General features: G+C 64.5%; 19 protein-coding genes and 1 tRNA gene. 11 read left to right on the top strand and 9 right to left on the bottom strand.

All coding sequences use genetic code 11. From position 1 onward, the window contains the following. Nucleotides 1-3: 3 nt before the first annotated feature. Nucleotides 4-1833, bottom strand: coding sequence for an ABCB family ABC transporter ATP-binding protein/permease (locus EL388_RS09650; protein ID WP_420856644.1), 1830 nt, complete (start codon nucleotides 1831-1833; stop codon nucleotides 4-6). Between the two features lie 55 nt (nucleotides 1834-1888). Then, nucleotides 1889-4039 (bottom strand): putative bifunctional diguanylate cyclase/phosphodiesterase, encoded by a 2151-nt coding sequence (locus EL388_RS09645; RefSeq protein ID WP_126462956.1) that lies wholly within the window; start codon nucleotides 4037-4039, stop codon nucleotides 1889-1891. A 414-nt stretch (nucleotides 4040-4453) separates the two neighbouring features. Between EL388_RS09645 and EL388_RS09640 the strand changes: the two genes are divergently transcribed. The 3 genes from EL388_RS09640 to EL388_RS09630 all read left to right on the top strand — a co-directional run bounded on the left by EL388_RS09640 (nucleotide 4454) and on the right by EL388_RS09630 (nucleotide 9204). After that, nucleotides 4454-7342 carry a molybdopterin oxidoreductase family protein gene (locus EL388_RS09640; protein WP_126462954.1) on the top strand — a complete coding sequence of 963 codons (2889 nt, stop codon included), beginning with the start codon at nucleotides 4454-4456 and terminating at the stop codon, nucleotides 7340-7342. A gap of 55 nt (nucleotides 7343-7397) precedes the next feature. Beyond that, complete coding sequence (locus EL388_RS09635; protein WP_126462952.1) at nucleotides 7398-8123, top strand: 4Fe-4S dicluster domain-containing protein; 726 nt, start codon at nucleotides 7398-7400, stop codon at nucleotides 8121-8123. 115 nt (nucleotides 8124-8238) lie between these two features. Then, entirely contained in the window at nucleotides 8239-9204 is a 966-nt protein-coding gene (locus tag EL388_RS09630) for a dimethyl sulfoxide reductase anchor subunit family protein (RefSeq protein ID WP_232019109.1), read from the top strand. A gap of 68 nt (nucleotides 9205-9272) precedes the next feature. On the opposite strand, the gene yjgA is transcribed toward EL388_RS09630, so the two are convergent. Further along, entirely contained in the window at nucleotides 9273-9773 is a 501-nt protein-coding gene (yjgA, locus tag EL388_RS09625; RefSeq protein ID WP_126462948.1) for a ribosome biogenesis factor YjgA, read from the bottom strand. A gap of 63 nt (nucleotides 9774-9836) precedes the next feature. Between yjgA and pmbA the strand changes: the two genes are divergently transcribed. The 5 genes from pmbA to EL388_RS09600 all read left to right on the top strand — a co-directional run bounded on the left by pmbA (nucleotide 9837) and on the right by EL388_RS09600 (nucleotide 14277). Then, nucleotides 9837-11177 (top strand): metalloprotease PmbA, encoded by a 1341-nt coding sequence (pmbA, locus tag EL388_RS09620; RefSeq protein WP_126462946.1) that lies wholly within the window; start codon nucleotides 9837-9839, stop codon nucleotides 11175-11177. 7 nt (nucleotides 11178-11184) lie between these two features. Beyond that, nucleotides 11185-11724, top strand: a complete 540-nt coding sequence (locus tag EL388_RS09615; protein WP_126462944.1) for a TRAP transporter small permease subunit — start codon at nucleotides 11185-11187, stop codon at nucleotides 11722-11724. Nucleotides 11725-11738: 14 nt separating this feature from the next. Then, nucleotides 11739-13109 (top strand): TRAP transporter large permease, encoded by a 1371-nt coding sequence (locus EL388_RS09610; RefSeq protein WP_126464072.1) that lies wholly within the window; start codon nucleotides 11739-11741, stop codon nucleotides 13107-13109. 99 nt (nucleotides 13110-13208) lie between these two features. Next, nucleotides 13209-13844 carry an OmpA family protein gene (locus EL388_RS09605; RefSeq protein WP_126462942.1) on the top strand — a complete coding sequence of 212 codons (636 nt, stop codon included), beginning with the start codon at nucleotides 13209-13211 and terminating at the stop codon, nucleotides 13842-13844. Nucleotides 13845-13926: 82 nt separating this feature from the next. Continuing rightward, complete coding sequence (locus EL388_RS09600; protein ID WP_126462940.1) at nucleotides 13927-14277, top strand: FKBP-type peptidyl-prolyl cis-trans isomerase; 351 nt, start codon at nucleotides 13927-13929, stop codon at nucleotides 14275-14277. A gap of 45 nt (nucleotides 14278-14322) precedes the next feature. Here the strand turns inward: EL388_RS09600 and EL388_RS09595 are convergent, their stop codons facing one another. The 3 genes from EL388_RS09595 to EL388_RS09585 form a co-directional block, all read right to left on the bottom strand. Next, on the bottom strand, nucleotides 14323-14814 hold the full coding sequence (locus EL388_RS09595) for a c-type cytochrome (RefSeq protein ID WP_126462938.1): 492 nt from the start codon (nucleotides 14812-14814) through the stop codon (nucleotides 14323-14325). Nucleotides 14815-14826: 12 nt separating this feature from the next. Continuing rightward, nucleotides 14827-15909, bottom strand: coding sequence for a TRAP transporter substrate-binding protein (locus tag EL388_RS09590; RefSeq protein WP_126462936.1), 1083 nt, complete (start codon nucleotides 15907-15909; stop codon nucleotides 14827-14829). Between the two features lie 76 nt (nucleotides 15910-15985). Then, on the bottom strand, nucleotides 15986-17326 hold the full coding sequence (locus EL388_RS09585) for a sigma-54 interaction domain-containing protein (RefSeq protein ID WP_232019107.1): 1341 nt from the start codon (nucleotides 17324-17326) through the stop codon (nucleotides 15986-15988). Nucleotides 17327-17582: 256 nt separating this feature from the next. On the opposite strand from EL388_RS09585, the gene EL388_RS09580 reads away from it, so the two are divergent. After that, on the top strand, nucleotides 17583-17792 hold the full coding sequence (locus EL388_RS09580) for a hypothetical protein (protein ID WP_126462934.1): 210 nt from the start codon (nucleotides 17583-17585) through the stop codon (nucleotides 17790-17792). 58 nt (nucleotides 17793-17850) lie between these two features. Continuing rightward, nucleotides 17851-19125 (top strand): NAD(P)/FAD-dependent oxidoreductase, encoded by a 1275-nt coding sequence (locus tag EL388_RS09575; RefSeq protein WP_126462932.1) that lies wholly within the window; start codon nucleotides 17851-17853, stop codon nucleotides 19123-19125. 64 nt (nucleotides 19126-19189) lie between these two features. Here EL388_RS09575 and trmB read toward each other — a convergent pair whose 3' ends face one another. From trmB to thiS, 3 genes are all read right to left on the bottom strand, one after another. Then, complete coding sequence (trmB, locus tag EL388_RS09570; RefSeq protein ID WP_232019233.1) at nucleotides 19190-19813, bottom strand: tRNA (guanosine(46)-N7)-methyltransferase TrmB; 624 nt, start codon at nucleotides 19811-19813, stop codon at nucleotides 19190-19192. A gap of 110 nt (nucleotides 19814-19923) precedes the next feature. After that, complete coding sequence (locus EL388_RS09565; protein ID WP_126462927.1) at nucleotides 19924-20706, bottom strand: thiazole synthase; 783 nt, start codon at nucleotides 20704-20706, stop codon at nucleotides 19924-19926. 26 nt (nucleotides 20707-20732) lie between these two features. Then, nucleotides 20733-20936 (bottom strand): sulfur carrier protein ThiS, encoded by a 204-nt coding sequence (thiS, locus tag EL388_RS09560; RefSeq protein ID WP_126464070.1) that lies wholly within the window; start codon nucleotides 20934-20936, stop codon nucleotides 20733-20735. Between the two features lie 51 nt (nucleotides 20937-20987). Between thiS and EL388_RS09555 the strand changes: the two genes are divergently transcribed. Further along, nucleotides 20988-21061, top strand: a tRNA-Gly gene (locus tag EL388_RS09555). Nucleotides 21062-21174 lie beyond the last annotated feature (113 nt).

Raw genomic sequence — 21174 nt, 5'->3', positions numbered from 1 at the left:
CGCTCAGGCGTTCCGGACCTTTGTCGGGCCAGGCGAGGCCGCCTCACGCTCGGCCCTCTGCTGCAGGCGCCACATCTCGGCGTAGCGGCCGTTCAGCTCCAGGAGTTGGTCGTGCCGGCCGCGCTCGACGATGCGGCCGCCGTCCAAGACCAGGATCTCGTCGGCATCGACCACGGTCGACAGCCGGTGGGCGATGACCAGGGTGGTGCGGTTTTCCGAGATGCGGGCGAGTTCCGCCTGGATCGCCTTTTCCGTGGCCGAGTCGAGCGAGGAGGTGGCCTCGTCGAACACCAGGATGGGCGGGTTCTTCAGGAGGGCGCGGGCGATCGCGACGCGCTGCTTCTCGCCGCCGGAGAGCTTGAGCCCGCGTTCGCCGACCAGGGTGTCATAGCCGTCGGGCAGATGGGCGATGAAGCGGTCGAGGTGGGCCGCCCGGGCCGCCTCGATCACCTCCTCGCGCCCGGCATCGGGCCGGCCGTAGGCGATGTTGTAGTAGAGCGTATCGTTGAACAGCACCGTGTCCTGCGGCACCATGCCGATGGCGGCCCGCAGCGAGGCCTGGGTCACCTGGCGGATGTCCTGGTTATCGATCAGGATGCGGCCGGCCGTCACATCGTAGAAGCGGAACAAAAGGCGCGACAGGGTAGACTTGCCGGCGCCGCTGGCGCCGACCACCGCGACCTTGCGCCCGCTCGGGATGCTGAAGTCGATCTCGTGCAGGATCGGCCGGCGCGCGTCGTAGGCGAAACTCACCCGTTCGAAGCGCACCTCGCCCCGTGTCACCACGAGCGGCTTGGCGTTCGGCCCATCCCGGATCTCGGGCGGGCTTTGCAGCAGGCCGAACAGCTTTTCCATGTCGGTCAGGGCGTTGCGGATCTCCCGATAGACCGTGCCCAGGAAATTGAGCGGAATGAACAGCTGGATCAGGTAGGCGTTGACCAGCACCAGATCGCCGATGGTCATGCGCTGCTCGGCCACGCCCTGGGCGGCCAGTCCCATCATGGCGGTGACACCGCAGGCGATGATGGCGGCCTGGCCGACGTTGAGCCAGGCCAGCGAGATCTCGCTCTGCACCGCGGCGTTCTCCGCCCGCTTGAGGTCGCGGTTGAGCCGCTCGGCCTCGAACTGCTCGTTGTTGAAATACTTCACCGTCTCGTAGTTGAGCAGGCTGTCGACGGCGTGGGCGTTGGCGTCGGCATCGGTCTGGTTCATCGCCCGGCGGAAGCGCAGGCGCCAGTTGGTTACCAGCACGGTGAAGAAGATGTAGACCACCAGGGTCATCAGGGTGATGCTGCCGAACCAGGGGTCGTACTTGACGAACAGCACGCCGGCCACCAGCAGGATCTCGAGCAGGGTCGGCGCGATGTTGAACAGCGAGAAGTTGATCAGGAAGCGGATCGAGCGGGCGCCGCGCTCGATGTCGACCGCTAGGCCGCCGGTGCGCCGCTCCAGGTGGAAGCGCAGCGACTGTGCGTGCAGGTGGCGGAACACGTCGTAGATCACGCCGCGCATCGCCCGCTGCAGGACGCGGGCGAACAGGGCGTCGCGCAGTTCGGTGAAGGCGGTGTTGGAAAAGCGCAGGGCGCCGTAGAGCAGGATGAAGGCCAGCGGCAGCAGCAGGGCGGTGCTCGGGTGCTGCAGGCTGTCGACGATCTCCTTCAGCGCCAGCGGCACCGAGACGTTGGCCAGCTTGGCCAGGATCAAGAGGCCCATGGCCGCGAACAGCCGGCCTTTGTACTGCCAGACGTAAGGGAACAGGCGCATGGCCGCACGCCATTGCGAGGCGGTGACCTGCGGGCTCATGTGGTCGGGACGGCGGAAATCGTGGGCCATGGTTCAATGGGCGAAAATTTCCGCCTATTTTAAGCCATGGCCGATGCGCCCCGGTTTAGAGCGCCTGGGCGCCGAGTACCCGGGTGGCGGTCGAGGCGTCGAGCGGGTGGCTCAGGTAGTAGCCCTGGCAGGCATGGCAGCCGATGCGTTCGAGGTATTCGAACTGGGCCTCGGTCTCCACGCCCTCGGCGATCAGGTTGAGGTTGAGGCCGCGGGTCATGGCGGCGATGCCGGCGACGATGGAGGTGCCGTTGTTGCTCGGCCGGATGTCGTGGACGAAGCTCTTGTCGATCTTGATGGTGTCGATCGGCAGCCGGTTGAGGTAGCTGAGCGAGGAATAGCCGGTACCGAAGTCGTCGATCGAGATCTCGATGCCGAGCTTGGACAACTGCTTGAGCTTGCCGATCGTGCCCTCGAGGTCGCGCATGAGCATGCTCTCGGTGATCTCGATGCCGATGGCGCTCACCGGCACCCGGTGCGCGAGCAGGGTGGCCATGAACCGCTCGACGAATTCCGGCTGCTCGATCTGGTTGGCCGACAGGTTGACCGCGACGCTGACCCGGGGCAGGCCCATCTCGTGCCAGAGCCGGGTCTGGCGGCAGACATGCTGGAGCACCTGTTCGCTCAGCGGCGTGATCAGGCCGGTGTCCTCGGCGATCGGGATGAACTCGCCGGGCGAGACCATGCCACGCTCCGGGTGCCGCCAGCGGACCAGGGCCTCCATGCCGATGATGCGGCGGGAGGCGACCTCGTACTGGGGCTGGTAGAACACCTCGAATTCCTCGCGCTGCAGGCCGCGGCGCAGGTCGGTTTCCATGGTCATCCGGCCGTTGAGGTGGGTGTTGAGGTCGTGCAGGAAGAAGTGATAGCCGTCGCGGCCTTTGTCCTTGGTGTGATAGAGCGCGATGTCGGCGTGCTTGGTCAGGGTTTCCATGCAGTCGCCATCATCGGGGTAGACGGCGATGCCGATGCTCATGGTGACGAACAACTCGTGGCCTTCGATGTTGAACGGTGCCTGCAGGGCCTGCCGGATCTTGCTTGCGATCAGGGCGGCGTTGTCGCGGGCGCGGATCGAGGGCAATAGCAGCATGAATTCGTCGCCGCCGACCCGGGCCAGGGTGTCGCCCTCGCGCAGGCAGGCGCGGATGCGTTGGCCGACCGCCTGCAGCAGGCTGTCGCCGATCAGGTGGCCCAGGGTGTCGTTGATGTTCTTGAACCGGTCCATGTCGAGGAACATCACGGCGAGCAGGCCGTTCTGCCGCTTGGCCTGGGCCAGCGCCTGGTTCAACCGGTCGCGGAACAGGGCGCGGTTGGGCAGGCCGGTCAGCTGGTCGTGGTAGGCCTGGAAGTTGATGGTGGCCTCGGCCTGCTTGCGGGCGCTGATGTCGCGGGCGACGCCGTAGGAGCCGATGAATTCCTCGCTGCCGTCGGGCCTGGGCCGGTACAGGCCCATCGAACTCAATTCGGCCACGATGTGGGGCAGATCGTTGCTGCCGCTGGCCGTACCCTCCTTGCGCGTGAACCGCAGCTCCAGATCGCGGGTGGCGCGGCCTTCCCGGCGCCGCTCGTTGACCCGGTAGCGGGCGAGCTCGAGGTCTTCGTTGTGCACGATCCGGGAATAGTGCTGGCCGATCAGTTCGCCGGCGGCATAGCCGAGCATGGTGCCGATGCTGTCGTTGAGGTAGGTGAAGCGGCCTTCGGTATCCAGGGTGTAGATCAGGTCGGGCGAGAGATTGACCAGCAGCCGGTGCAATTGCTCCGACTGTTGCAGGCGGTGTTGGTAGTGCAGGTTGTCGTGGCGCAGCTTCAGTTTTTGCACGGCATTGCGCACGCTTTTGATCAGTTCCTCCGGTCGATAGGGTTTGCGCAGGTAGTCGTAGGCGCCGCCGCGCAGGGATTTGATCGCGGCCTCGATCGAGCTGTCGCCGCTGACCACGATGATCAGGGTGTCCGGGTGGCGGCTGCGGACGAACTCCATGACCTCGTGGCCACTGGCATCCGGCAGCATGAGGTCGAGAAAGACCACGTCGTAGGCCTGGGCTTCGAGTCGGGCGTAGGCCGCGGCTCCGGTCTCGGCGGCATCCACCGTGGTGAAGTGCTGGCCGACCAGCAGTCGGGTGGCCTCCAGGCAAAGCTGCTCGTCTTCGACGATCAAGGCGCGGATCGAATGGGGGGGGACGCTATGGTCGTCGAACGAATAAGACATGCGGTGCTTTTGCCTTCTGGCGAATTACTGCCCCATAGGGGTGCGGCGATAGTGCGATGATACCAATCTGCCGATACGCGGCATGAATCTAGACTGCGTAAATGCAGTTGGCCGACGAAATGGCGACCCGATTGCAACGAAGGTGCGGCGCAATGCGGCTCCGGTTTGGCCTGCGTGGGTCATAAGCGGCATTACCCTCATGATCTATGGGGCATTTCCCGAGCTTTCGACCAAAATAAGACTCGATTTAATGTCGGCCAATATGAGAAAATTATTATTTTGTAATTGATCTGGGGCAAGGAATTGCACGAAACCTCTAACCGGGGGTGGCCGTGCCGGACCTTGCTCGCCGTGCCAGCCGCAACCCTCCGCCTGTCCGCCGGCGGGGATTGAATTGGAAATACGAAGAACGCTATGAACACGACGACGATGGAACCGCCGGTGCATGAGGAAGTTCGCACCACGACCTGTTATATGTGCGCCTGCCGTTGCGGCATCAAGGTTCACCTGAAAAACGGTGAAGTGCGATTTATCGAAGGCAACCCCGATCATCCCCTGAATCAGGGCGTGCTCTGCGCCAAGGGCTCCTCCGGCATCATGAAGCAGTATTCGCCGGCCCGCCTGACCAAGCCGTTGCGTCGCAAGGCCGGCGCCGAACGCGGCCGCGGCGAGTTCGAGGAGATCTCCTGGGACGAGGCCTTCGCCATCATGGAAGAGCGCCTGGCCAAGATCCGCGCCACCGATCCCAAGAGGTTCGCCATCTTCACCGGCCGCGACCAGATGCAGGCGCTGACCGGCTTGTTCGCCAAGAACTACGGCACGCCCAACTACGCGGCCCACGGCGGCTTCTGCTCGGTCAACATGGCGGCTGGCCTGATCTACACCATCGGCGGCTCGTTCTGGGAATTCGGCGGCCCCGACCTCGACCGGGCCAAGCTGTTCGTCATGATCGGCACCGCCGAGGACCATCACTCCAATCCGCTGAAGATCGCGCTGTCCAAGTTCAAGCGCAACGGCGGCCGTTTCATTTCGATCAACCCGGTGCGCACCGGCTATTCGGCCATCGCCGACGAGTGGATCCCGATCAAGCCGGGCACCGACGGCGCGCTGCTGCTGGCGCTGATCCACGAGATCATCAAGCAGGGCCTGTACGACCGCGACTTCCTGGCCAAGTATTCCAACGCCGCCGAGCTGGTGAACCTGGACCCGAACAGCCCCGAGTACGGCATGTTCGTCCGCTTCGAGGTGCCGCCCGAGGAGGGCTGCTTCGATGCCCAGAACAAGCTGTGGTGGGACCGTGAGCTGAACCGCCCGGTGTCGACCCATACCCTGGGTGTCGATCCGCGCCTGTTGGGCGAGTTCAAGCTGTCCGACGGCACCCCGGTCAAGCCTGCCTTCCAGCTGCTGGCCGAGCGGGTCGAGCAGTACACCCCGGAATGGGCCGCCGACATCACCGGCATCCCGGCCGAGACCATCCGGCGCCTGGCTCACGAGATGGGCATCACCGCCCGGGACGAGAAGATCGAGCTGCCGATCTCCTGGACCGATTCCTGGGACGTCGAGCACAAGACCATCACCGGCAACCCGGTGGCCTTCCATGCCATGCGCGGCCTGGCCGCCCACTCCAACGGCTTCCAGACCATCCGCGCCCTGGGCATCCTGATGTCCATCCTCGGCACCATCGACCGGCCGGGCGGCTTCCGCCACAAGGCACCGTTCCCGCGGCCGATCCCGCCGTGCCCGAAGACCCCCAAGGGCCCCGAGGACGTCCAGCCCAACACCCCGCTCAACGGCATGCCGCTGGGCTGGCCGGCCGATCCGGACGACCTCTTTGTCGACGAGCAGGGCAACCCGGTGCGCATCGACAAGGGCTTCTCCTGGGAGTACCCGCTGTCGGTGCACGGCCTGATGCACAACGTGATCACCAACGCCTGGCGCGGCGATCCCTACAGCATCGACACCCTCATGATCTTCATGGCCAACATGTCGTGGAACTCGACCATGAACGCCGAGCAGGTGCGCAAGATGCTGAACGACAAGGACGAGAACGGCGAATACAAGATCCCGTTCCTCATCGTCGCCGACGCCTTCCAGTCGGAGATGACCGCCTTCGCCGATCTGGTCCTGCCCGACACCACCTACCTCGAGCGCCATGACGTCATGTCCATGCTCGACCGGCCGATCTCCGAGTTCGACGGCCCGGTCGACTCCGTGCGCATCCCGGTGCTGCCGCCGACCGGCCAGTGCAAGCCGTTCCAGGAGGTGCTGATCGAGCTGGGCAGCCGGCTCAAGCTGCCGGTCTTCGTCAAGGAAGACGGCACCCGCAAGTACCGCGACTACCCGGATTTCATCACCAACTTCGAGACCGCCCCCGGCTCCGGCATCGGCTTTTTGGCCGGCTGGCGCGGCAAGGGCGGCGAGAAGTCCATGCGCGGCGAGCCCAACCCCAACCAGTGGCAGATGTACGAGAAGAACAACTGCGTCTATCACCACCACCTGCCCAAGTCCTACCAGTACATGCGCAACTGGAACCAGGGCTATCTGCAGTGGGCCCAGGCGCACGGTCTGACCCGCTATGCCGAGCCGATCAACATCCACATCTACTCGGAAGTGCTGCAGAAGTTCCGCCTGGCCGCCCAGGGCAAGACCGACGGTCGCCAGCCGCCGCAGCACCTGCGCAAACGGATCGAGACCTACTTCGACCCGCTGCCGTTCTTCTACGAGCCGATCGAGTCGCAGCTGTCCGACAAGCACAAGTACCCGCTCAACGCCGTGACCCAACGGCCGATGGCGATGTACCACTCCTGGGATTCGCAGAACGCCTGGCTGCGCCAGATCCACACCTACAACTACCTGTATGTGAACCCGAAGACCGCGGCTGCCCAGGGCATCGCCGACGGCGACTGGATCTGGGTCGAGTCCATGCACGGCAAGGTGCGCTGCATGGCCCGCTTCTCCGAGGCCGTGGAGCCGGGCACCGTCTGGACCTGGAACGCCATCGGCAAGGCCGCCGGCGCCTGGAACCTGGAGGCCAACGCCAACGAATGCAAGCAGGGCTTCCTGCTTAACCACGTGATCAGCGAAGAGCTGCCGGCGCACGAGGCCGGCGCCCATGTCTCCAACTCGGACCCGGTCACCGGCCAGGCCGCCTGGTACGACGTGCGCGTGCGCATCTACAAGGCCGGTGACGACGAGGAGAAGGCCACCTGGCCGCAGTTCGACCCCGTACCCCCCGCGCCCGGCACCCCCGCGCGGCGCGGTTGGCAGAGCTATTTCGCCGGTAAATTCACCAATAAAGACTGATTCGAGAGGACGGAACCATGACTCAACTCGGCCATTTTGAATTGAGAGGCTCGCTATGACCCAGCTCGCCTTGGTCATCGACCTCAACGTCTGCGTCGGCTGCCATGCCTGCGTGACCAGTTGCAAGCAGTGGAACACCTCGGGCCAGGCCGGTCCGATGTTCGACGACCGGCCCTATGGCGAAAACCCGACCGGCACCTTCTTCAACCGGGTGCAGACCTACGAAGTCGGCGAATTCCCCTGCACCGAGACCGTGCACTTCCCCAAGTCCTGCCTGCATTGCGAGGATGCCCCCTGCGTGCCGGTCTGCCCGACCGGCGCCTCCTACAAGCGCAAGGAAGACGGCATCGTGCTGGTCGACTACGACAAGTGCATCGGCTGCAAGTATTGTTCCTGGGCCTGCCCGTACGGCGCCCGCGAGTTCGACGAGAACCAGAAGGTGATGAAGAAGTGCACCCTCTGCGTCGACCGTATCTACGACGAGAGCATCCCGGAAGATCGGCGCAAGCCGGCCTGCGTGATCTCCTGCCCGACCAGTGCCCGCCTGTTCGGCGATGTGCACGACCCGGATTCGGAGGTCTCGATCGCCATCCGCGAGAACGGCGGCTACCAGCTGATGCCGGAGTGGGGCACCAAGCCGGCCAACCACTACCTGCCGCGGCGCAAGACCAAGATGCACATCCACGAGGATGAGCTCACCCGGGCCGACAACCCGCTCAAGAAGGAAGACATCCGCCACGAGACGAGCAAGGACACCACGCTCGACGACTGGCTCATGTAAACGAGTTCGCAGTTTGCAGTCGGCAGTTCGCAGCCATTGTTGTTGATCTTGCTGCCGGCTGATTACTGATAACTGACTACTGTTTTCGGAGAAAAAGATGCATCCGGCATTTTCCGTGATCTTTCTGACGACGCTGATCGGCGTCGGCCAGGGCCTGTTCCTGGCCCTGTTCAGCGCCCAGGCCTACGGCATGGCCAAGATCCTGCCCGTTCAGTCGAACGAGTTCTTCGCCACCGGCGGCCTGATCGCCCTGCTGTTCCTGCTCGGCGGCCTGTTCGCCGCGGTGTTCCACTTGGGCAAGCCCAGCTACTTCATCACCCGCGCCTGGCGCGGCATGACCCAGTGGCGTACCTCCTGGCTGTCGCGCGAGCTGATCGCCATGCCGATCATGATCGGCCTGACCTTCATCTACATGGTGGTCTACCACTTCGGCCTCGACGCCGACCTCTACGGCTGGGGGGTGCCCGGCCAGCTGCCGCTGACCGTCGGCATCGCCACCACCGTGGCCGCCATTGCCCTGTTCATCTGCACCGGCATGATCTACGCCGCCGTGAAGTTCCTGCAGGAATGGGCCTGCGCGCTGACGCCGGTCAACTACTTCCTGCTCGGTACCGCCTCCGGCTTCACCCTGGCCACCGCCTATGCCGCGGCCTATGGCGACGGCCTGGTGCAGTTCTTCGGCAACTGGGCCATCGTGCTCACCCTGGCCGGCCTGATCACCCGTGCCGCCTCGCTGTTCCGCAACAGCCGGATCAAGCGCAAGTCCAGCGTGCAGACCGCCATCGGCGTGCGCCACACCAAGGTGCAGCAGAAGTCCATGGGCATGATGGGCGGTTCCTACAACACCCGCGAGTATTTCCACGGCAAGACCGCCGCCTTCCTCAAGTCGGTGAAGTGGATCTTCCTCGCGCTGACCTTCGCTCTGCCGCTGTTCCTGCTCTGGGTCGGCCTGGTCATGGGCGACAACGGCCTGTTCCTGCTGGCCTTCATCTTCCAGTACGTCGGCCTGCTGTTCGAGCGCTGGTTCTTCTTCGCCCAGGCCAACCATCCGCAGAACCTGTATTACCAGGTCGTCGGCTGAGCGCAGTTGCTAGTGGCATGAAAAAAGGCGGGTGAGCGATCACCCGCCTTTTGTTTTCAGGGGCCGGTTTATTCGCCGTGGTCGCGCAGCCAGCGGAACAGTTCGCGGCTGGATTTCGGGGGCTTGCCCGCGGCCGCCTCCTTGCGTGCGTTGCGGATCAGGTTGCGCAGTTGCTGGCTGTCGCCGCTGGAGTATTGGGCCAGCCACTCGGTCAGTGCGGCATCGTCGGCCAGCAGGCGGTCGCGCCAGCGCTCCAGGGCGTGAAACTCGGCCTTGGCCGTGGCCGACTCGCCCTTGATCACGGCCAGTTGCTCGGCGATGGGCTCGGTGTCGATGTCGCGCATGACCTTGCCGATGAACTGCATCTGCCGGCGCCGGGCCTCGTGCTTGGTGAAGCGGCGGGCATCCATCACCGCGTCGTACAGGGCGTCGGGCAGGTCGAGCTTGTCCAGGCGGTCCTGCGACAGCTTGACCAGTTCCTCGCCCAGCTCCTGCAGGGCGTGCATCTCCCGTTTCTTCTGCGACTTGCTGGGTCGGCTCGGTAAAGATTCTGCGTATTCGTCTTCCATGGCATCAGGCTGGCTGGCTCAAGGTTGGTATCATAACGACTTTGATCTGCTACGAGACGCACCGTGAGCGCATCCCGCTTCAGTTATTCCCCCGAAACCCTGCGTGACCTGGCCGCCCAGGTGCTGGACCTGGCCCGCGCCGCTGGCGCCAGCGCGGCCGAGACCGAGGTCTCCGAGGGCATGGGCCAGACCGTCTCGGTTCGCAAGCGCGAGATGGAGACGGTCGAATACAACAAGGACAAGGGCATCGGCGTCACCGTCTATCTCGGTCACTGCCGGGGCCATGCCTCGACCTCCGACTTCTCGCGCGACGCCCTGGTCCGCACCGTGGACAAGGCCCTGACCATCGCCCGCTACACGGCCGAGGACGACTGCGCCGGGCTGGCCGATGCCGATCTGCTGGCCAGGCAGGTGCCGGACCTGGATCTGTATCACCCCTGGGATGTCAGCGTCGAGGCCTCGGCCGAGATCGCCCGTGCCGCCGAGGCGGCAGCCTTCGGCGTGGACCAGCGCATCACCAATTCGGAGGGGGCCAGCGTCAGCAGCCAGGCCTCGCAATTCGTCTATGCCAATTCGCTCGGCTTTGTCGGTGGCTATCCGACCAGCCGGCAGACCGTGTCCTGCGTGGTGATCGCCGAGGCCGACGGCGCCATGCAGCGCGATTACTGGTACACCACGGCGCGGGCCGCAAGCGATCTCGACAGCCCCGAGTCGGTCGGCCGCCGCGCCGGTGAGCGTACCGTGCGCCGGCTGAACGGTCGCAAGCTCGGCACCCGCCAGTGCCCCGTGCTGTTCGAGGCGCCGATCGCCACCGGTCTGATCGCCAGCTATGTCTCCGCCGTCTCCGGCGGGCATCTTTATCGCAAATCGAGCTTCCTGCTCGACAGCCTGGGCCGGCAGGTCTTCCCCAAGTTCATGCAGATCCAGGAGCGACCGTTCATCCCCAAGGGACTGGCCAGCGCGCCCTTCGACTCGGAGGGGGTTGCCACCCGTGAGCGCGACGTGGTGCGGGACGGCATCGTGCAGGGTTATTTCCTGTCGAGCTACAGCGCGCGCAAGCTCGGCCTGCAGAGCACCGGCAACGCCGGCGGCAACCACAACCTGATCGTGCCTTCGACCGGCGAGGACTTCCAGGCCTTGCTGAAAAAGCTGGGCACCGGTCTGTTGGTCACCGAGCTGTTGGGCCACGGCCTCAATATGGTGACCGGCGATTATTCCCGCGGCGCCGCCGGCTTCTGGGTGGAGAACGGGGAGATCGCCTATCCGGTGGAGGAGATCACCGTCGCCGGCAATCTCAAGGACATGTTCCAGGGCATCGTCGCCATCGGCAGCGATGTCGAGACCCGCGGTTCGCGCCAGGTCGGCTCCATCCTGATCGACCGGATGACCCTGGCCGGGGAGTGAGCTTCGGATGCGGGCCCTGCTGACCCTGGCGCGCGGGATCGACGCCCTGAACGAACGGGTCGGGCGCGCGGTGTACTGGTTGGTGCTGATCGTCGCCCTGGTCTCGGCCGGCAACGCGGCGAGCCGTTACGGCCTGGGTGCCAGCTCCAATGCCTGGCTCGAGCTGCAGTGGTATCTGTTCTCGGCCATCTTCCTGCTCGCTGCCGGCTACACGCTCAGGCACAACGGCCATGTCCGCATCGACGTGATCTATGGCCGCCTGCCGCCGCGCAGCCGGGCGATGATCGATCTTTTCGGCACCGTGCTGTTCCTGTTGCCGATGGCCGGCCTGATCATGTGGCTGTCGTGGACGGGCTTCGCCGAGTCCTATGCGATCGGCGAGGTTTCGCCCGATGCCGGCGGCCTGCCGCGCTGGCCGGTGAGGCTGTTGATCCCCCTGGGTTTCGGCCTGCTCGCCCTGCAGGGTGTGTCCGAGCTCATCAAGCGCATCGCCTTCCTGGCCGGGCAAGGACCGCTGGCGGAAGAAGCGGCCGAGGAGCACGTGTGATCGGCTTCGAACTGATGGCGCCGCTGATGTTCCTGGGCCTGGTGCTGTTTTTGCTGCTGGGCTACCCGGTGGCCTTTGCCCTGGCGGCCAACGGCCTGTTGTTCGCCTTCATCGGCGCCCAGCTCGGCCATTTCGATTTCGCCTTGCTCCAGGCCTTGCCGGATCGGGTGTTCGGCATCATGTCGAATGCGGTGCTGCTGGCGATCCCCTTCTTCACCTTCATGGGCCTGATCCTCGAGCGCAGCGGCATGGCCGAGGACCTGCTCGACACCCTGGGCCAGCTGTTCGGGCCGATCCGCGGCGGCCTGGCCTATGCCGTGATCTTCGTCGGCGCCCTGCTGGCCGCGACCACCGGCGTGGTGGCCGCTTCGGTCATCGCCATGGGCCTGATCTCGCTGCCGATCATGCTGCGCTATGGCTACGACACCCGGCTGGCCGCCGGCGTGATCGCCGCCTCCGGTACCCTGGCCCAGATCATTCCGCCCTCGCTGGTGCTGATCGTGCTGGCCGACCAGCTGGGCGCCTCGGTCGGCGACATGTACAAGGGGGCGCTGGTGCCGAGCCTGATTTTGACCGCGCTGTATCTCGGCTTCGTCTTCCTGGTGGCGACCTTCAAGCCCGCCGCGGCACCGGCCCTGCCCTTGTCGGCACGCACCTTGCGCGGCGGTGCCCTGCTGCGCAAGGCGCTGGTCTCACTGGTGCCGCCCCTGGCGCTGATCTTCCTGGTATTGGGCACCATCTTCCTCGGCATCGCCACCCCGACCGAGGGCGGCGCCATGGGCGTGGTCGGCGCGCTGCTCCTGGCCTGGGCCAACAAGCGGCTCAATCTCGATTTGCTCAGGCAGGCGATGGACAGCACGGCCAGGCTCACCAGCTTCGTCATCTTCATCCTGATCGGTTCCACCGTCTTCACCCTGGTCTTCCGCGGCCTGGACGGCGACCTCTGGGTGGAGGGGCTGCTCACGGCCTTGCCCGGCGGCGAACTGGGCTTCCTGATCGCGGTGAATATCCTGGTCTTCGTTCTTGCCTTCTTCCTCGACTTCTTCGAGATCGCCTTCATCATCGTGCCCCTGCTGGCGCCGGTGGCGCAGAAGCTGGGTATCGACCTGATCTGGTTCGGCGTGCTGCTCGGCATCAACATGCAGACTTCGTTCATGCATCCGCCCTTCGGTTTTGCCCTGTTCTATCTGCGCAGCGTGGCGCCCAGGGCGGTGCGCACCAGCGACATCTACTGGGGGGCGATTCCCTTCGTCGTCGTCCAGCTGATCATGGTCGGCCTGGTGCTGGCCTTCCCGGGCATGGTGGGCGTGGACAAGGCCGAGCCGGTCGACGCCCCGGTCGAGATCCAGATCGAGGACTTTGGTGGCGGATACAACACCAACTAAAGACAAAATCCATAATATTCAGGTTGTTGTGGACGCAAGTTAAAGTTTTTTGAGAGTCTACCGATGTAGCTTGGGTAAATACCCTCATCGGAGGACGAAATGAAACGACTGACAACGGTTTTGGCGTTGCTTGCCGCGGCGCTGGGTCTGTCCGGTTGTGCCACCCGCACCTATGTCGACGACAAGGTGGCCGTGGTGAACCAGCGGGTCGACGAGGTCGACAACAATGCGAAGCAGAACATCCGCCGGCTGGATGCCCAGATCGGCCTGATGGACACCACCCTCAAGGCGCACGAAGAGCAGATCGCCGCCGCGCAGAAGACCGCGCAGGAGGCCCTGGAGCGGGCGGTCGCCGCCGGCAAGCTGTCCGAAGGCAAGATGCTCTACGAGGTTGTGCTGAGCGACGATCACTTCAAGTTCGCGCCGGACTCGGACAAGTTGAGCAAGGAAAGCATGGCCGCGCTGGATACCTTCGCGCGGCAGCTCAAGGCCGAGAACAAAGGGGCTTATGTCGAGATCCAGGGGCATACCGACAGCCGGGGTGAGGCGCCGCACAACGACAAGCTGGGCGAGCGCCGGGCCATGGCGGTCTATCACTATCTGCACACCAAGACCGGCCTGCCCTTGCATCGCATGAACGTCATCTCCTACGGCGAGAGCCGCCCGGTCGCTAGCAATATGACCGAGGCCGGCCGCAAGCAGAATCGGCGTGTTGTCCTGGTGGTCCTGAAGTAAACTCTCCTACCTTTCGCTTCTCCACGCAGCCCACCGGAAGGTGGGCTTTTTTTTCGCGGAAGCTTTTTTCAAGGAGCAGATGATGTCCGAAACCCGAACCACGGCCAGCGGCCTGATGATCGAAGAACTCAATGTCGGCGACGGTGCCGAGGCCAAGGCCGGACAGACCGTGTCGGTGCACTACACCGGCTGGCTGACCGACGGCAGCAAGTTCGACTCCAGCGTCGACCGCAACGACCCGTTCGACTTTCCCCTGGGCCGCGGCTATGTCATTCCCGGCTGGGACGAGGGCGTGGCCGGCATGAAGGTGGGCGGCCGGCGCAAGCTGACCATTCCGCCCGAATTGGGCTACGGCGCCGCGGGCGCGGGCGGCGTGATTCCGCCCAACGCCACCCTGGTGTTCGAGGTCGAGCTGCTCGGGATTCGCGGCTGATAGAAAAGCCGGCCGGCGTAGGCCGGCTTATTGTTGCTGATGGGCTCAGAGCGAGGCGAGGTAGGCGGAGACCTGCTTCACTTCGGCCTCGCTCAACATGCGCGCGATCGGCATCATGGTAGTGCTCATCGGCCCGACCTTCTCGCCGGCCCGGTACTTGGCCAGCTTGGCCGCCAGGCTGTCGGCCGGTTGACCGGCGAGCTTGGGATAGTTGGCGATGCCCTCGGCCTTCGGGCCGTGGCAGCCGGCGCACATCGTCTTGTATTTCGCCTGCCCGGCTGAGAGGTCGGCGGCAGAGGCCGTGGTGGCTGCCGGTGCCGCCGCGGCGGGCGTTGCCGGAGCGGCCGCCTTCGGTGCAGGGGCCGCTTCGCTGACCGGCGCCGCCGGGGTGGCGGGGGCTGTCGGTTCGGCGGCGGGGGCCGGTGCCGGCGCTTGCGCCACCGGTGCGGCAGTGGGCGCGGCGGCCTGTTCCTGCCTTGCTCCGCAACCGACCAACAGGGCGAGTGCCAGGCTCGATACGACGAGTTTGCGATCCATGGTTCGGGCTCCTTATTTCCGGCTATAGAGGAAATTGGCGTAATTTGCTTCCGCCACCTTGAACCACTGCGTCTGCAGGGCGTGGAATTGCTTCCATTCGGAATAGATCCTGGCGAAGCTGGGGTTGACCTTGGCCTCGGCCTCGTACAGGGCGAAGGCGGCCTCGAAGGCGGCGTTCATCACGTCCTTGGGGAAGGCGTGCAGCTTGACCCCGCTCTTGACCAGACGCATCAGGGCCGGGGGATTCTTTTGGTCGTATTCGGCCAGCATGTTCAGGTTGGCCTCGGCCGCCGCGGTCTCGAAGGCCTGGCGGTAGGCATCGGGCAGATCGTTCCACTTCTGCAGATTGACGTAGAAGGAGAGCTGCGGCCCGCCTTCCCACCAGCCTGGGTAGTAGTAATGCTTGGCAATCTTGTGGAAGCCGAGTTTCTCGTCGTCGTAGGGGCCGACCCACTCGGCCGCATCCAGGGCGCCGCGCTCGAGGGCCGGGTAGATGTCGCCGCCGGCCAGGGTCTGCGGCACCACGCCGAGCTTGGCCATGATCTGGCCGCCCAGGCCAGGGATGCGCATCTTCAGGCCCTGCAGGTCCTTGAGCGACTTGATCTCCTTGCGGAACCAACCGCCCATCTGCACCCCGGTGTTGCCGCCGGGGAAGTTGAGGATGTTGTAGGGCTTGAACAGCTCGCGGGTGAGCTTGAGGCCGCCGCCGAAATACATCCAGGCATTCTGCTGCCGGGCGGTGAGGCCGAAGGGCATGGCGGTATCGAAGGCGAAGGCCATGTTCTTGCCGACGTAGTAGTAGCTGGCGGTATGGCCGCATTCCACCGTGCCCTGCTGCACCGCATCGAACACCTGCAGGCCGGGCACCAGTTCGCCGCCGGCGTAGACGCGCAGCTGGAACTTGCCGCCGGTGATCTTGTTTAGCCGGTCCGAGAGCAATTCGGCGGCGCCGTAGATGGTGTCCAGGCTTTTGGGGAAGCTGGAGGCCAGGCGCCATTTGATGGTGGGCAGATCGGCGAAGGCATTGGGGGCGAGGCTGGCGGCGGCCAGGCCGACACCGGCACTGGCGCCCTTGAGGAAATCGCGTCGCTTCACGGGAGGATTCCTTGGTTAAGAGACCGCCACATTATACGAGCCGGTGCACCGAGATTTGCAGCTGCCGGCGACCATTTCAGCGCAGGCCATAACGCTGCAGCTTGCGGTAGAGGGTGCGTTCGCTGATACCGAGGATGTCGGCCACGGTCCGGCGGTGGCCGCCATGCCGTGCGAGTAGTTCCCTGATGTGCTCGGCCTCGATGCCGGCCAGGGTGGCCGGCGGCACCGCGTCATCGGCGGTCGCCGGCAACGGAGCCGCAAAGGCAGCCTCGGGTGCGTTGTCGAACTGGATCTGTTCGGCGCCGATCAGGCCGTTCGAATTCAAGGCCACGGCCTTTTGCAGCACATTGCGCAGTTCGCGGATGTTGCCCGGGTAATCGTGCGTTTCCAGCTTGGCCAGTGCCTCGCGGCTCAGGCGATAACGCTTGCCGCGGGCAGCGGCCAGGCGTTCGAGCAGGGCCTCGGCCAGGGCCGGGATGTCCTGGCGCCGGTGGCGCAAGGGCGGCAGGGTGACGTCGATGCCGGCGAGGCGGTAATAGAGGTCTTCGCGAAAGCGGCCGGCCTGCACCATCTCAAGCAGGTCGCGATTGGTGGCCGAGAGGATGCGAACATCCGCATGCAAGGTTTCAATGCCGCCAACCCGGCGGAACTCCCCCGTCTCCAGCACGCGCAACAGCTTGGGCTGCATCGACAGCGGCATGTCGCCCACCTCGTCGAGGAAGAGGATGCCGCCGTGGGCCAGCTCGAACAGGCCGCGCTTGCGGCCGACACAGCCGGTGAAGGCGCCGCGTTCGTGGCCGAAGAGTTCGCTTTCGAACACCGATTCGGCAATGGCTGCGCAATTGACCGCGACGAAGGGGCCGTGACTGCGGTCGGAGTGCTTGTGCACGAATTCGGCGGCGAGTTCCTTGCCGACGCCGCTTTCGCCATAGAGCAGGATCGGTGCATCGGAGGCGGCCAGCCGCGTCAGGTTGTCCACGCATTCGAGGAAGGCCGGCGCCTGGCCGATCATGCGCATCGTGTCGCAATCGAGTTCCTGCGGCGAGGCCAGCCGGGTCATCACCTCGCCCAGATACAACTCGCCGTTCGCTCCCCGGATCGGGTGGCCCTGGAGTCGGACGTGTTCCGGCCGGTTGTCCTGGTCGTAATGGGTGTGCAGCACGGTGCAGGGCTGGCCGGTGGCGAACACCCTTTGGTGTGGACAGTCCTCGCCGTGCAGGTGGCAGGGCAGCGGGGAGTGGTGGGAGACCTCGTGGCAATGTCGGCCGACGATGTCCGCCGGGCCCTGGCCATAGGATTCGCAGTAGGCGCGATTGGCCGCGACGATACGGTAGTCGGCATCGATCAGGACGAAGGGGCCTTCCTGCAGGTCGATCAGGGATTGCAGCTGGATGGGGGGCGAGTTCATGGTCGTCATGACAAGTTGTCATGACAAGGATACGACTGGCGTGGGGCTTGTGGAAGCGTCGTTCCTGCGTCAGCTGCGGGGAAGCGACAGGTCGGTTTGGTCGGGCAGGTCGCCAGAGGGCTGACATTATGTCAGTAGCCGACCTGGTCAAATCTTGAAATATCGATATGAAACAATGGGTTGCATTTTTGGCATGGGGCTTGCTCAAAACCATGCCGGTGGGGATTGCCCGCCATTTCGAAAACCAGAAGTAAGGATGGCAGCGATGAAAGATACATCAGCGGAACTGTGGAAGCTGCAAAACGGTGTCGAGTTGAAACCGGAACTGGCGGCGGAGGTGGCGAAGATCGCCTGTGCCCTGAAGTCGCTCTCGGCCTACGCCAGTATGGCCTTTGGCGACGAGGCGGTCCCCGATGACCTGCAAAAGCTGGTCGACGACGGCCTGCAGGCCATGGCTAGGATCTTTGTCGTTTGATCTGGCGCGACGCTGGCTCAGCCGGAATATTTCAATCCATCATCGAGAGGAATCAGCAATGGCACATGTTGTCATCATCGGGGCCAGTACCGGCGGTCTGCCCGCGGCCTACGAGATCAAGGCGGAACTGGGCAAGGCGCATAAGGTGACCGTCATTTCGGCCCAGCCGAATTTTCATTTCGTCCCATCCAACCCCTGGGTCGCGGTCGGCTGGCGCACCCGGGCCGACATCAGTTTCGAGCTGGCGGGGCCGCTGCAAAACAAGGACATCGAGTTCATCGCGCAGATGGTGACCGAGATCAAACCGGACGCCAACCAGGTGGTGCTCAAGGACGGCCGCAGCATCGATTACGACTACCTGGTGATCGCCACCGGGCCCAAGCTCGCCTTCGATGAGGTCGAGGGGCTGGGGCCCAAGGGCCACACGGTTTCGGTCTGCACGGTGGATCATGCCGAGCAGGCCTATGAGAAATGGCAGGCCTTCGTTGCCGAGCCCGGCCCGATCGTGGTCGGCGCGGCGCAAGGCGCCTCCTGCTTCGGTCCGGCCTATGAATTCGCCATGATCATGGATACCGATCTGCGCCGGCGCAAGATCCGCAACAAGGTGCCCATGACCTATGTCACTTCCGAACCGTATATCGGCCATCTCGGCCTGGGCGGTGTGGGCGACAGCAAGGGCTTGCTGGAGGCCGAGATGCGTCAGCGCCACATCAAGTGGATTTGCAACGCCAAGGTCACCCGGGTCGAGGCCGGCAAGATGTTCGTCGCCGAGCACAACGACAAGGGCGAGGTGATCAAGGAGCATGAGCTGCCGTTCAAGTATTCCATGATGCTGCCCGCCTTCAAGGGCGTGGATGCCGTGGCGGCGGTGGGCGAGGATCTGGTCAACCCGCGCGGCTTCGTCAAGGTCGACCAGTTCCAGCGCAACCCGAAGTGGAAGAACATCTACTCGGTCGGCGTCTGTATCGCCATCCCCCCCGTGGAGGCGACGCCGGTGCCGACCGGTACCCCGAAGACCGGCTACATGATCGAGTCCATGGTTGCCGCCACGGCACACAACATCATGCACGACATCCGTGGCGAAGCGCCGGAGAAGGTGGCGACCTGGAACGCCTTCTGTCTGGCCGACATGGGCGATACCGGCGCGGCCTTCCTGGCCTTGCCGCAGATTCCGCCGCGCAACGTCACCTGGTTCAAGACCGGCAAGTGGGTGCACTGGGCCAAGGTAGCCTTCGAGAAGTATTTCATCTGGAACATGAAGCGCGGCAGTACCGAACCGTTGTTCCAGAAACTGGCCTTGCGCATCATCGGCCTGAACCGGCTCAAGGAGTAAGGGGCTGCACAGGCGGCAAAAAAGCCCGGCGCTGCCGGGCTTTTTCGTTCTGTGCGGGCCGGGCCTATCGGCGCCGGAAGACCAGATCCCAGACGCCGTGGCCGAGCTTGAGCCCGCGTTGCTCGAACTTGGTCAGCGGCCGGTACTCGGGCCGGGGCGCGAAGCCTTCGGCGCTGTTGCGCAAGTCCGGTTCGGCCGAGAGCACGGCCAGCATCTGCTCGGCGTAATCCTGCCAGTCGGTGGCCAGGTGCAGGTAGGCACCGGGTTTGAGTTTCTTGACCAGCAAGGCGACGAAACCGGGTTGGATCAGGCGCCGCTTGTGGTGCCGCTTCTTGTGCCAGGGATCGGGAAAGAAGATGTGGCAGCCGTCGAGGCTGGCATCCGGGATCATGTGTTGCAACACCTCGACCGCGTCGTGCTGGATCAGGCGCAGATTGGTGAGATTTTGTTCGCCGATGCGTTTGAGCAGGGCGCCGACGCCCGGCGTATGGACCTCGATGCCGAGGTAGTCGATCTCGGGATGGGCGGCGGCGATCTTGGCCGTGCTGTCGCCCATGCCGAAGCCGATCTCCAGGATTTTCGGCGCGCTGCGACCGAAGGCGGCGTCGAGGTCGAGCGGCTCGACGCGGTAGGGCAGCAAAAACTTGGGGCCGAGCGCTTCCAGGGCCTTGATCTGACCGGAGCCCATGCGTCCGGCGCGCAGCACGAAGCTGCGAATCGAGCGCTGCGGCCGCGCTTGCGCGGCCTCTTCGTCCCTCTCCCCCTCTGGGGGAGAGTTGGGAGAGAGGGAATGCGGCATCAGGAGCCGATCAGGCCGCGGGTGGGCGAGCTGGGACTGGCCTGGTAGACCTTCTTCGGCATGCGGCCAGCAAGGTAGGCCTCGCGCCCGGCCTCGACCGCCTTTTTCATGGCGCTGGCCATAAGCACGGGGTCTTTCGCGCCGGCGATGGCGGTGTTCATCAGCACGGCATCACAGCCGAGCTCCATGGCGATGGTGGCGTCCGAGGCGGTGCCGACGCCGGCGTCGACGATCACCGGCACCGAGAGGCGGTCGATGATGATCGAGAGGTTCCACGGGTTGAGGATGCCCATGCCCGAGCCGATCAGCGAGGCCAGCGGCATGACCGCGACGCAGCCGATCTCTTCCAGCTGCCTGGCGATGATCGGGTCGTCGGAGGTGTAGACCATGACCTTGAAGCCGTCCTTCACCAGCACCTGGGCCGCCTTGAGGGTCTCGACCACGTTCGGGTAGAGGGTGTCCGGGTCGCCCAGCACCTCGAGCTTGACCAGATCGTGTCCGTCCAGCAGCTCGCGCGCCAGGCGCAGGGTGCGGATGGCATCCTCCGCCGTGTAGCAGCCGGCCGTGTTCGGCAGGTAGGTGAATTTCGACGGCGGCAGGGCATCGAGCAGGCTGGGCTGCTTGGGGTCCTGGCCGATGTTGGTGCGGCGGATGGCGACGGTGACGATCTCGGCGCCGCTGGCCTCGACGGCCTGGCGGGTCTCATCGAAATCCTTGTATTTGCCCGTGCCGACCAGCAGGCGGGAGTTGTAGGACTTACCGGCGATGACCAAAGGGTTCATGGTGGGCGTCACACTCTAAAAAAGCATTAGCCGCCGCCGACGGCGACTACGATCTCCAAGACGTCACCGTTCTCGATGGCGGTCTCGGCATGTTGGCTCTTGGGCACGATCTCGCCGTTCTTTTCCACGGCCAGGCGCTTGCCGGTCAAACCGAGTTGGTCGAGCAGCTGGGCAACCTTGAGAGGGGAGTCGAACTGGCGGGGCTCGCCATTGAGAGAGACGGTAATCACTTTCAACCTACCGCTCAAATCCAGTAACATTCAAGGCCGCAATTTTACCATGCGGGTGTAGTTCAATGGTAGAACGGCAGCTTCCCAAGCTGCATACGAGGGTTCGATTCCCTTCACCCGCTCCAATTCGATAGGAGACGATTTCGTCTCCTATCGAATTGGACTGTGTGCAGGGTGAGAACCCTCCCCGGTTCGACGAGCCGAGCACCGCTCGGCCGGACGCCGGAGGCGGTCCCTC

Origin of the sequence: Sulfuritortus calidifontis (genome assembly GCF_003967275.1) — a bacterium.
GTDB lineage: Bacteria > Pseudomonadota > Gammaproteobacteria > Burkholderiales > Thiobacillaceae > Sulfuritortus > Sulfuritortus calidifontis.
This window is presented reverse-complemented; position numbering and strand designations above follow the sequence as displayed.